The 12,248-nt window shown below is 54.9% G+C and carries 9 protein-coding genes and 3 pseudogenes; 5 read left to right on the forward strand and 7 right to left on the reverse strand.

The window, feature by feature from the left end; all coding sequences use genetic code 11:
• Together EXE41_RS15340 and EXE41_RS15345 are read right to left on the reverse strand one after the other, a co-directional pair.
• A pseudogene (locus tag EXE41_RS15340) lies at positions 1-166 on the reverse strand (IS1595 family transposase); the annotation flags it as partial.
• A gap of 239 nt (positions 167-405) precedes the next feature.
• Positions 406-1,226: pseudogene (locus tag EXE41_RS15345) on the reverse strand (transposase).
• Between the two features lie 51 nt (positions 1,227-1,277).
• On the opposite strand from EXE41_RS15345, the gene EXE41_RS19715 reads away from it, so the two are divergent.
• From EXE41_RS19715 to EXE41_RS15360, 3 genes and pseudogenes are all read left to right on the forward strand, one after another.
• Positions 1,278-1,601 carry a PAS domain-containing protein gene (locus EXE41_RS19715; RefSeq protein ID WP_241987263.1) on the forward strand — a complete coding sequence of 108 codons (324 nt, stop codon included), beginning with the start codon at positions 1,278-1,280 and terminating at the stop codon, positions 1,599-1,601.
• A 658-nt stretch (positions 1,602-2,259) separates the two neighbouring features.
• A complete protein-coding gene (locus EXE41_RS15355) occupies positions 2,260-2,562 on the forward strand; it encodes a type II toxin-antitoxin system HicB family antitoxin (RefSeq protein ID WP_137691454.1) in 303 nt (100 codons plus the stop codon).
• A gap of 5 nt (positions 2,563-2,567) precedes the next feature.
• Positions 2,568-2,815: pseudogene (locus EXE41_RS15360) on the forward strand (type II toxin-antitoxin system HicA family toxin).
• A 312-nt stretch (positions 2,816-3,127) separates the two neighbouring features.
• Here the strand turns inward: EXE41_RS15360 and EXE41_RS15365 are convergent.
• From EXE41_RS15365 to EXE41_RS15375, 3 genes are all read right to left on the reverse strand, one after another.
• Complete coding sequence (locus EXE41_RS15365) at positions 3,128-3,619, reverse strand: hypothetical protein (RefSeq protein ID WP_089309386.1); 492 nt, start codon at positions 3,617-3,619, stop codon at positions 3,128-3,130.
• Positions 3,612-4,571 (reverse strand): ParA family protein, encoded by a 960-nt coding sequence (locus EXE41_RS15370; protein WP_137691455.1) that lies wholly within the window; start codon positions 4,569-4,571, stop codon positions 3,612-3,614. Before EXE41_RS15370 ends, EXE41_RS15365 begins: the two co-directional genes overlap by 8 nt.
• A 466-nt stretch (positions 4,572-5,037) precedes the next feature.
• Positions 5,038-6,270 (reverse strand): orc1/cdc6 family replication initiation protein, encoded by a 1,233-nt coding sequence (locus EXE41_RS15375; protein ID WP_137691456.1) that lies wholly within the window; start codon positions 6,268-6,270, stop codon positions 5,038-5,040.
• 1,033 nt (positions 6,271-7,303) lie between these two features.
• Between EXE41_RS15375 and EXE41_RS15380 the strand changes: the two genes are divergently transcribed.
• Positions 7,304-7,819 (forward strand): helix-turn-helix domain-containing protein, encoded by a 516-nt coding sequence (locus tag EXE41_RS15380; protein ID WP_089309383.1) that lies wholly within the window; start codon positions 7,304-7,306, stop codon positions 7,817-7,819.
• A 6-nt stretch (positions 7,820-7,825) separates the two neighbouring features.
• Positions 7,826-8,371, forward strand: coding sequence for a hypothetical protein (locus EXE41_RS15385; RefSeq protein WP_137691457.1), 546 nt, complete (start codon positions 7,826-7,828; stop codon positions 8,369-8,371).
• A 129-nt stretch (positions 8,372-8,500) separates the two neighbouring features.
• Here EXE41_RS15385 and EXE41_RS15390 read toward each other — a convergent pair whose 3' ends face one another.
• Positions 8,501-9,802, reverse strand: coding sequence for a site-specific recombinase (locus tag EXE41_RS15390; RefSeq protein WP_137691458.1), 1,302 nt, complete (start codon positions 9,800-9,802; stop codon positions 8,501-8,503).
• Between the two features lie 483 nt (positions 9,803-10,285).
• The gene (locus EXE41_RS15395; protein WP_137691459.1) at positions 10,286-12,040 is read right to left on the reverse strand and encodes a transposase; all 1,755 of its coding nucleotides are present in this window, start codon (positions 12,038-12,040) and stop codon (positions 10,286-10,288) included.
• Positions 12,041-12,248 lie beyond the last annotated feature (208 nt).

The following is a 12,248-nucleotide window of genomic DNA, read 5'->3' on the forward strand; positions in this document are numbered from 1 at the left end:
GAGCGTGGAGGTTGTCTGCGCCGCAGTGTGGACAGGAGCGTTCTTCCCACACCGTCTTGAGACGCCGCTCGACGATGGCGTCGAGCGGCTCGGGCCGAAATTCTATTACCCCAAGTTCCGCAAGTTCTGCTAGCCTCTGGCCGAAGGCAGGACGGTCTTCACACATACCCGTCTTTGCCAGGCCAGAGGCACTAATACTCCTGGTTCCGCCAGTCTACTGAAGAGCGGCTCTGGTTGAAGAATCACGACGATTCTTCTTTTGATCATCTACAGATTCAGGCATTAGCATACGATATATTCTCCAATGTTATGAATATGTATTCCAATTTAAAAAGATATTCTAATTTTTATTTCTTGAGTAGGAATTTGATTCATTTACTGTGTTGAATAGATTCTGACTCACGGTTACAGAGGCTCATACAGTGGTTCTATGTTGATGATGCCGAACATCAAAACAGTTTCACGGAACTGTCGATACCAGCCGAGCGCTCGCACGGCATCGCCAAGCGAGCGCTTGGTTGTCGAGTATAAGATTTCAGCTACCTACCGCTGAGAGTAGCCCCTCGCTTGGTTGTGTGCGTTATTCGCAGCTGCTTTCGCTGACAAGCGGCGGTAATGAACAAGATACTCAACGTCGTGTACGGCTACTTCGTACTCGGTGTGCCTGTCTTGGAAGCCGTTGTCGGCGGCGACGGACTGCAGGTCGTCTGCGTTTCGGCGGACGACCTGCGGTCCGCTCTCCGTGTCATGCTTCCACCGTGCTGCGATGTGAACGCCGAGAACAGCAAGTGATTCCACATTAGTCAATGTCTCCACCTTCAGCGTCTGTATCTTCTGTCCTGCTCGCTGACGGAAGTACGAGGACGCACGCTTTTGATCAAAGAACGTGCTGTGAGAGCTGTCTGGCCGGACTACAGGTGCTGCTGCGCAGAAACGCGCAGTAGCGCCCACCATACCCACATTTCAGTCGATTAAACGACTTGTAGATCGTCGTGTGATCGGAGAGATCGTCCTGATCTAAGTCGAGAGCATCGCGGACTTCACCCATGTATCCCAGCCGATTCGGCGTTTCGCGGTAGCTATGATCATCTTCAAGCCGAAAACAGTGTAGCACGACGTGAACCCAGCGGCGAACCCGTGTCTGGCGGGCTCGCCCGCGTGCTTCCCTATGGTTGTTTAGCTAGACCACGACACTGATCAATGAATTCGAGGATACCGATCTCCATGCCAGGTTCGATTTCCTCGGCTTCACGCTTCTAGACCCGTAAAATCGGTCGATGAGATCGCTCTTCAACAGAGCAGATCTTCCTGAAGCAGCGTTCGTCGTCGACGACGCCGGCGACATCTCCCAGTTGAACACGGTAACAGCTGATCTCCTCGACCTTCCCGCAAGCAAAGCTGTCGGCATCAACGCATACGATGTGTTCGGTGCCGAGGGCGAAGACGAGACCCTCGCTGAGGAAGTCGTCCGTACTGAAACTCCCATCCGTGAAGAGGAGTTCAGGTCCGCAGAACGTCAACGAGATACAGTCTGCGAGAGCCGGCATCCAAGGCGTCCTCAAGAACCAGAAGCAAATTCTACAGGCGGTCGAGCAGACTGAAAGAGGGATCAGTGACATCGCGGCCGCAACAGACGAGCAGGCGAGTGTAGCGGAAGAGATCTCGAGCGCCGTCGACGACGTCTCTGACCGGGCCCAAGTCGTCAGCGAGGAGATTACAGAGATTGCGGACGAAAACGAGAGCCAGACGGAGATGGTCTCCCGTCTCACTCAGGAATTCGAAGACATCGACCGGCAGCTCGCGAGTGTGATGGATCAATCTGTCTGAGGGTCTCCTTGGTGACGGAGGTAATGCCTCCACCCCACGTTTCCGCTCTAAAACTGCTGAATATCAGCAGTTCAGACCACCTCCCGTAATTTATGCTTTGACGGTCCCCCTCTCTGTTAACCATCCGAGATGCTCACTCCAAACTGGGGGGTATGGAAAACCACGGCTCACTCTGAAGAAGGAGTGGAACAGCCACTCGCTCCAAATGAGGAGTGTAGACAATTCTATCAAACGTGGCCGCAGTCGGAAAATGGTGTAGCCCTAGGTCTCTGGATACTGATAATATCTATTTCAAATGGCTCCTGCGAACGTGACCGACTGATTGCCATCAACTACAGGGTACACACATGTCTCGGTTGTTGAGTCGATTTTACACGGTATGTTCGACCAGCGGCCGAATGATTATGACTCCGCTCAGGTAACGTGGTGGTAATGAGTACCGAAACGGGTACGAACGACGACGTCCGAAGCGGGCGAACGATTACGCTCACTCAGGCGGACGACGGCTGGTGGGTCGCCCGTGACGAGGCGACCAGTGTCGCAAGCCAGGGTGAGACGCGGCAAGATGCCCTCGACAATCTTGACGAGGCAGTCGCACTTCGCAGGGGAGAAACTGGTGACTCGGTCGACAATTGGGAGGAGGAAAAAAAAGTGCTTGAGGAACTTGGTATCGATCCTGATGAAGTCCAGCAGGCTCGCGACGAGCACGATGGCCTCCCGGAGTTCATGCAGTAAGTCGGATGGGAGCGCCTGATTTTTCTGGACGCGATGTCGTCAAAGCACTCTCGAATAATCGTTTTGCTATCGTTGATCGGACCGGCAGCCATGTCAAGCTTCGATACGAGACCCGACGAACGACGACGATGTCTGTGTCGTCTCCGTCCCGCAACACGATCGGATCCGAACTGGAACACTACGTAACATCGCAGACCAGTCCGGAGCGGAAGACTTCGAGAAGTGGTGTCAGTGGATCGATCGGCAGTGCTGATAGATTACTTATCTGACTGCTCGAAGGTATTTCGGTTGTACCTACCACTACAGATCATCCGTCTTTAGTTAAGCCTGCTAGTAATATTCTATAGTGAATTATGCCCAATGGTATTAAAAATGGGAGAATATACAGTTCAGAATCTGATGGTCCAACTATCGAGCGATACGCACCCCCCATCAGTGCCATTTTCTCCGTGTAGCTGGCGTGAAGGTGTCGAATAGGGGAAGAAAACGAACCCACTGCGTATTACTGTGAGTATTAACTGAAGACGGATGCCACTACAAATGAGCGAACCTCTTTTTCGTGGGGTTATCGGAGGACGTCGAAGACAGCTCGAATCTCGTCTTCATCCACGTCGACGCCGCGGCGCTCCAGCACCTCGACCGCGACAGCGATGTCCCAGTCCTCGAACGACTGGAGAACCGATAATTCAGCGTCATGGAGTTCGCGTTTCGAGAGCTCGTCTTCATCGAGCCCATGCTTTGAGGCCACCGCCCCGACACGACTCCGGTTGGCACTAATTGGGCCGAACGTCTCGTCACGGACGTAGTAGCTCTGCTGGCTCGTTTCTGCGAATCCGAATGGTTCGGGGTACTCCTCAGCTGGGGGTTGGCTCTCGTCGGTGTCTTCACTCGGCTCCGTCGACGAGTTGCTATTTCCCGTCGACGGCGCAGCGGTCGTGCCAGCATCGGCCGTAGACGGGTTATCGGCTGGCTCGTCCACGTTACTCGTCCCGCCGTCACCTTCCTCCTCTTCAATCGCATCGCCGAGGCCGCCGAAGCGGTCCGCCTCATCAGGCATGATTCGTCACCTGCGCGCGCTTGTCCTCGGGATCAGGGCTCGCTTCGGCAACGCGGTCGGCGAGCGCGTCGAACGCAGCCACCTGGTCACATGACGGTTTCCACTCGCTGACCGGGAGCCCATGACGAGTGGCGTCGTTGATGGCCTTCCGGTATCGGATGCCCGGCTTCGGGATATCTGGATACTCGCCCGTGACCGAGCGGCCACCGTCGGCGACCGCCTCGAAGAACGCCGGCTCGACGCGTGCATACTCGGGAAGATAGTGGTCGAAGCCGTCGTACGTGAGATCCTGTGCAGTTGCACCGAACTCCCCATTCGTGTTGAGTTCACGGGCGAGCATCTGCTCGCCGCTCTCCTGAGCGATGCTCTCGCGCATCATGTTCGGCGTGATCGCGACGATATCGAGCGGAACCTCGTTGCGCAACGGGACGAGCGACCGGCGAAGAAGATTCTCCAGCCCCGACACCGAGCCCGCGCTCGGGATGAGTGGCACGATCACGCGTTGGACGGCGACGAGTGCGGCGTCATGGAGCATCCCGCGCCCACCAGGCGGATCGATGAACACGTAGTCGATGTCGCCGGAAACGAGCGGCTCGACGACTTCGCTGCGGATGAGCTTCACGCCGAAGCTCTGGTCTTTCATTTTGCCCTCAACAGTCTCAAGATCCTCCGTAGCCGGCAGCAGGTGCAACCCGAACTCAGTCTCGGTGAGGAGATCTGCCGGATCGGTCTCCTCGAAGATCGCGTCGCCGATGTCGGCTCCGTTTCCGAGCTCGCGCTCGTACCCGAGTAGCGTGGTCAAGTGGCCGTCCTTGTCGAGGTCGATGATGGCAACCTCATGGCCTTGCTCAGAGAGTTGGTGGGCAACGTTGAGCGACGTGGACGTCTTGGTAACGCCGCCCTTGAACAGCGAGACGACCGCACCCGGGAAGCCTTCGAGTGAGACGCTCACGCCGACCGCCTCCGTACGGCCACATCCAGATTGGTGAATATGCGCATATCCACGTATCCAGATGGGAACCACTTAGATATTTGGATGTGTGAGCACTTGCATATCTACATATGTAGATATCTGAGTATCTGATCTAATTTGGATATGCAGATATGTAGATATCCAGATATCCGGATAAGAAGGGATGAGCAGCCACTGTTAGAACTCATCGAGTGAACCGAGTACGCCCAGTGTCGCGTCGCAGCCACACCGTTCCTCGGCCCTCAGCCACAGACTGGAGTCTGGGCTAGGGTCGGTATCTTTCGTCGTGCCCCTGAGATCCCGCATCCTCAAAACGCCGGCTGTTCGTAGCGGTCCCCCACCGGATCCAGTTTTCTCGTTGTACCCACCCACACTGGTTTCAGTATTTCCTAAATCCGGAACTGAGCTGTACCTCCCCCCACCGCTTCCAGTAATAGCGGTCGCCCTACGCTACGTCGTTGATATCGGCCAGACGACGGAGCTCCGATGCACGCTCATCGATATCGAGTTCGCCAGCAAGTGCAGAAAGCGCCGAATCGAACGGGACGTCGAGTTCGTAGGTGTTGAAGTTCCCACGCATCCCCGACCCGGAGTTGTTGTCGCGCTCGCGAAGGATGCCGAGCATCACCAAGTCCTTCACGTGGTTGTGAATCGAGCGCCGACTCAGCGGTGAGATGCCCATCGTCTCACACACGTTTTGATACCGTTCGAACACAGTCCGCGTTCGGGCCGGCGTGTCATCGGCCGCAGCGAGCGACACGATTGACAGCAACGAGAGATGGCCGTGATGGGTGAGTTGCCGGATCCCCTCCTCAACGCGTTCGCGCTCTAACTCTTGGCGAGCCGCCTCCACGTGGTTCTCGGTGATGACATCCTCATCCGCTCGTTCGGCTTGCTCGCCCGAGAGGCGGAGGAGATCGAGTGCTTGTCGGGCAGACCCGCGGTCTTTCGCCGCGAGCGCTGCACACAGTCGAATCGCTCCCTCATCGACGGCATCCTCTTTCAACGCGATTTCCGCTCGCGATTCAACGATCGATACGAGTTCGTCGGCCTCGTAGGCTGGGAAATGGAGTTCGCGTTCACACAGCGTATCCTGAACACGTGGATCCAGTTGGTCGGAGAATTTGAAGTCGTTCGAGATGCCGATGATACCGACTTTTGTGTGCTCAAGGTTGCCGTTCGCACGGGCACGGGGGAGTTCATAGAGGAGTTCGTCGTTGGAGCCGATCGAGTCGATCTCGTCGAGGATCAATAACACGGTGCCGCCGATGTCTTCGAGCTCGTCGTAGAGCATCCGAAAGACCGTCTGTTTCGGATGACCCGTTGCGGCAATCTCGCCACCATCGGGTCGCATCGCGTTCACGAGTTGCACGGCGACCTGATACGACGACGAGAGCGTCTTGCAGTTCACTGAGAACACCGTGACGTCAATGTCGTCGTACTCTTCGGCGTCTTCCTCCAACTGCTCCATCAGCCGACCGGTCACGGCTGTCTTTCCCACGCCAGTGTTGCCGTACAGGAAGATATTGTCCGGCTCCCAGCCATCGATAACCGGCTGGAGAGCGTCCATATAGTCCGCGATCTCCTCATCGCGCTCCTCTATCTCGGGAGGAGTGTAGGATTCTCGGAGTGCGTCCTTGTCGGCGAAGATGGACGCATTCCGCTGAAACCGGCGCATAGTATTGTACGTGTAGGCAACTGATATAAAACCTGCCTTGCCAGTGTTTCCAGTGTTTCTAGTAATACCCTCACCCACCCCACTGTTTCCAGTTTGTTCTATTAGTAGCTCGGCTTTGAACGTGGAGTATCTAACACTTCCTCGACCGAAAATGGCGGCTGAGACGGTGTACAAACAGAAAAGAGAGTTTCAGTCGCAGACTCTAAGCTCTCAACCAGAGGATCAAGTGGCGTGAATGCTGCCTTCATCTTCCCCAGTGAATCTCCTCTCCTGTTCGAGTAACTTCTATAACCCGTATAGGACGGTTTTCCTCCGTTTGAGTTTTATAATGTCAATAAGACAATGTTCAAAGATGAGTTAGTAGTATGGGGGTGCTAGGGCGATCTTCGCGCGCGGCCACACTCCACCGTTTCCAGTTTTCTCACGTGTTTCAGCACATCGAGAGTGGGCTGTTTCGGCCAGTAATACTGGAAATGGTGGGGTGGGTGTGTTGGATAGTACGGTCGACTGATGTGTACTGGACCGCTCTGACGAGTGTCGTCAGCGCAGATCGAGTCCCCATCGTCACAACCTACTCACACATCACCGGTATCTGACTCGGCTAACTGGTACAGCGGCTTCTGTGCGTTCTTCAACTTCTCGAAGAGGTCGACTATTCTAATCCGGTCGTTTCTGCGACGATGGATCGAATTCGTCAGTATATTTCTGCTGCCACCGATCGACCCGAGCACACGATAGAGCAAGCAGATGCGGAAGTGGGTGGGGCAGCAGCAACATTCCTCGAACAGGGACGGACAGAACCGATCGGCATCTACACGAACGACTTACCGGCGTTCAGCGGGATTGAGCGCGCACTCTCATACATGGCTACGAGGGCGCAGTTCAGCTCATCAAAGCCTTCGACTTCGTCACGTCCGTCGAAAACCGGTACTGGTTCTCCGAATGACCCTTTAGCACGGAGGAGGCCAATGAGAATGTGACAGTACTAGTTCAATAACCTTTATTGCGGATTGCGTACAATTCGCTACTAATAATGGCAACTAGAGAAGCAAACTGGGATACCCCCCTCAATACGGGTGGTGAAGCATTCGAACTCCTCGGTAATGCCCGCAAAGCATGGATCTATACGTATATTCAGCATCATCCATCTACAACGATACAAGATATTGTCGAGACTCTCGACCTTCCGCAGCGAACGGTCTACGAGTATGTCGAGGATCTCGAGGGTGCAGGCTTCGTTCACCAGTCAAACGATGGCCGTCCAGCAGAATACAGGGCTCATGACATTGAACTCCAATTGGTAGATGGTGAGACCAAACGGCAGATCACGCCTGAGTTAGTTGAGGCGATTGCTCGGCGAACCCGAGACGAAGATATTGATACGTTCATTGACCGTCACGGGTTGGACGGGCTGGCAGTCGCGCTGGAATACGCTCGCGAATACGCCGATGGCTCGGTTACACATCAGATTATGGCTCGAGAGCAAGAACTCTCACCCCTTGAAGCAGGCGTTATTCTGGACGCACTCCGACCTGTCTTTGAGGACTGACTCAGAATGGAATATGACGACACTGTCGTGTTCATCGATTCTTCTGTCCTCATCAGTTGCGGCCGGCGTCAAAGTACACGCTTTCAGGCGCTTGCCCGAGAAGCCCGCCAGCGTCAAACCGTCTTCCGTATTTCGCCGCAAGTGTATGCAGAAGTAACTGGAGATCGATCTCTAAATGAGTACACAACTGGTGATTACGCCGTTGACGAAGCACTTGAAGAGGGGTGGATGAAAGTCACCGAAAGTCCATCTTATTCGAACTCGGATATCTCAACAGTGATGGATCAAGCACGGAGTTTCATTGCGAGTTCCAGCAACCGATCAGAAGATATCATCGAAAAAGCGGACACAGAAATGGTCGGATTGGCGCTTGAACTGCTTCTGACTGATACTGTAGATCGGGTTGTTCTCGTAACGAACGACATTCCACTTGGTGAAGCAGCTGAATCGTTGCTCCCTCAATATGGATTCGACACTAAGCAAATCAGTTGGCTTCGTGGTGGCGATCTCGCTGATGAACTCGGTGAGGATTTTGTCCCTGAATTTGATTGAGCCGGCTCTATTGAGCTCCTATTCTTTGTACATATGACTGCCTGAAATAGTCCACCGACGAGAACTGCATATCTCGCATTTTGTGTCACTTCGGCTGCCGGGCAATCCACAACTCGACTTTCGAGAAGGTTATTTTTCATTCACCCGCTGGTCTGTCTGTGAGAATGCCTCTGTCGCCATGTCGGCGCGCTCAGCCGCCTCGATGTGCTGGTAGGCCTCGCGGACCTGTTCCTCGCTATTGTCGAGATACCGGGCTGCAGCGGCGTAGCCGAACTGTCGAACGAGGACCTCACCGACGCCCCGCCGCCCGCCGTGTAGTTCGAGGTAATCGCCATCGAGTGAGAGGTCCAGTTCGTCGCGACGCTCGGTGAGCGCATCGTCGTTCCAGAGCCGCTCCATGATCGACCGGGCGCCGTCCGTGGTGAGCGGCTTCGGCGCGTCGAGGTCGTGCTCGGCAGCGACGATCAGGTCGGGGGCGCCTGTTCGGACGCGCTCGATCGCGTCGTCGTTGAGGCCGGCGCCACCTAGCCCCCTGATGACGTGATTCGCGAGCGACGGCCGATACAGCGTCGTGAATACCGGCCACGATTCCGGGACGTCTAGCACCTCGGCGTACCGTTTTAGCGGTTTGATGACGGGCTCAGGGAGCGAGGCCTCCTTCCACTCGCGACTCTTCCGAAATACCGTCACACTGCTATCCGCAAATGACACGTCACGCCAGCGTATCCCGTTGCGGCCCTCTCGGTCCTCTTTCGGTGCCGAGAGGAACTCCGACCCGCGCAGGCCAGTGTAGGCGACGACGTACACGAGCGCCTGTTCACGACACCGCTGGTACGCCTCGAATCGAGCTTTCTGTTTGGCCTGCCAAGCCTCGCTTTTGGGATCATCCCGATCAGCGTGAGGAACCTCAATAGCGCCGAGTGCGTCGAATGCTTCGGAGACTCGACGGTCAACGAACTGCGTGATCAGGTCGCGGTGGATCGGCTCCCACGCCTGCTGGTCGCCCGGTCGGCGACCGTCGTTCTCGGGAAGTGGATCTTCGGCGTCCGACTCGCGGGCATAGTGACGTGGGAGATACCCTTGTGCGTGCGCCCACCCGCACCACGACGCGACGTGTGCGTAGTAGGTGAGCACTGTGCCGGCGGTGTACCCGGCAGTCGAGAGGTACCGTGCGTAGTCTGAGAAGACGGTCGTGTCGAGGTCGACGAACCGGATTGTGTCGTTGTCGACGACGCCGGCCCACGATTCTGGCGGTGACGCATTTGCTGAGTCAGCTGTCTTGCCGAGACACCAGCGTCGGAATCGATTCAGTTCGCGCTCGGCGTCCGTTCGATACGCACCCTCCTTGCCGGCGTCACCCTTCCCCTTGTCCGTGAGATATTTCGTGAACGTGTCCTCGATCGGCGTCTCGACAGAGCGACGGCCCGTCATTGGGCCTCCGGAGTGTGGGGGTTCTGCCGTCGGATCACCGCTGCGGACGCGGCGATCCAGCCGGAGCGACTGTGTGGGGAAGCGTCGGGCATAGTTCTGGATCTGGCTCGTTTGGGGCCACGGGTGGGGGCCACTAAGAGTTTACTCTGTCTTACCGGAATAAGACTAAGTAAGTTATTTCTCGCGATTTGGTCGGGTGTTAGCGTAGATCGCCCGGATTTCGGTTAGAGAGTGCCTATACTCCGATTGGTGGAGAGAGTAAATCATATATCGCTATACACAATTAGGCCTTGTGAGTTGCGAATGCCGGTCAAAACGTTCACGGGATCGACTCTATTCGGACCAGTACCCGCTAGAAATAGCCGTGATTACACTCTAATTGCTATCATAGAGCTAGAATTATTATACTAAACAAACTTATCGGTCGAAATATATCTCAGCAAAGAGTGATGCCTCTCGCGAAGGGCTAGCCCAGACCGAGCTCTAAATGAGTGTGATCAGCTCTTTGTCCAGCCAATCAAGGAACCGACTGAGTGTGATTCTAGGCTTCTTCCGGGTTTCAATGACCCCAATGCGCTCTTGTGTGAGGAAATCGACTAACAACCACATATTGTAGACCACACACCCGAAGGCGAAATGGAACCACCGGACTCCGAACTCCTTCGAGGTAGTCCACGCTGCTGCGTTCTTGATCGATGAGTATGAGTTCTCTATCGCTCCGCGATCACTGTACTGTTCGATCTGCTGTTTCGTCCAGCGCCGGTCTAATGCGACCTCGTCACTCGCGTCGAGACTGGTGATAAACGGCTGTGGCGATCCCTCTTCATGGACATCATCATCTTCTGCTGGGGGCAACACGGCAACGGTCGTATGTACCGTGTGGTTTGAGACGCCACCCTTTACTGTACCGTGTATGACGAAATCCTCCTCGACATACAGCGGGGTGTCGTTCGGTTCGTGATACCCCTGCTTCACTTGATCAAACCGGTCGCACATCGGTCCAATTCGATGCTGATCTTTCTGAGCAGGGATCACGTAGTCCAATCCCTTGTCAGTAAGCGTCTGAATGACGTCTACAGCGTGGAATTCACGATCGGCGTACACCATCCTGATGTCGACGTAGTCTTCGGCGATCGAAAGGAGTCGCCGTGCAACATCCCCAATATAGTAGGAATTACCCTTGCCGGGATAGGCGTCTGTCGCGGCGTAGTCCGTACTCCCAAGCGGACACACCCCGACGACATAGTGAGTGTTCTCGCCGACGATCACGACCGTCGCAAACTTGTGACACCAAGTGTATCCCTTCCCCTCTGGTGCGCCCTGTACCCATTTCATTTCGTCGCGATCGCCATAGTAGGCAACATACGTGATGTCCAGTGCGACTTTCGCCCGAGTTCCAAACCGTGAGCCGTTATCGTGTTCGAGTTCCCTGAGCTGGGGCTTTGCGCGCGTGTAGGTCTTTCGCAAGGCGAAATTCAGCACGGTCGCAATCTCATCGACGGACATCTGCTTGAGGGCTTCCAACAGCGTTTCACCGGATGGGCCGTCCTCGTAGAACGGGTCATCAAGATCGGGGTCTGGATTTTTCATGTCACCCAGCTTCTGGCCTGAATCGTGTGCCGCCTTCTGTTTGATTGATGCGATTGCTTCTAAGATGAGTAACTCATCGTCATCGTAGATCGCGTCATCCGAGCGAGAGAGTGAGATTGAAGGGATGGCTACCGACTTCAACTCATCAAGCACCTGATGCCCCTTCTTCCGTAGCAAGCGTTGGACGGTTCGATTTGACAGCGACTCTTTGTCTTCGTCGTCCGCTGTTTTGAGAAGATCATTCCCGATTGGTGCGCCTCGTTCAGCTGCAAGCAGGCGGATCTCTTCAGCACCTGATTCGACGACCGTCTGTAACTTTCCGAATCGGCTTTCAAGCCGAACTGGTTTACAGCTACTTTCTGAGGGGAGATCATCCATCTCAAACCCAAATGCACGGGCGAGTTCCGGTCGGTCAGAGAGGCGTTCTGGGATTCCTGACAGGGATTCACGCTCGACAGTTGCCCACAGATACGCCAGAAACATTGGCCGAAACGGAAGCGACGAACTCCACTCTGGGTGTGCGTCCCGTAGCGTATAGCGACTCACGTCCAGTTCGTTCGCAAGTGTGATCCAGTCAGTATTTACAGTAAGGACATCATCAACTTGCTTTGTCAGCCTACTTTGAACCCGACTGCTCTCATTGCTCATCGGCTCTCACCGCCGATAGACAAAAATGAGCTGTCAACAGCCCAGTTGAGTGAGGACATTAGTATCGATAGTAGATTCATTTTGAACTTAACTGCTAGCGTGTCGTTTCCGAAGTTTCCGGAATAACCTTTGATACGGTGGGTTAAATACAAAATTCGCATACTACTGTTCGTCTCAAACAGTAATACATAGGATATTTGAGTATATT

The sequence above is a fragment of the Halorubrum sp. SD690R genome (assembly GCF_005435035.1).
GTDB classification, from domain to species: Archaea; Halobacteriota; Halobacteria; order Halobacteriales; family Haloferacaceae; genus Halorubrum; species Halorubrum ezzemoulense.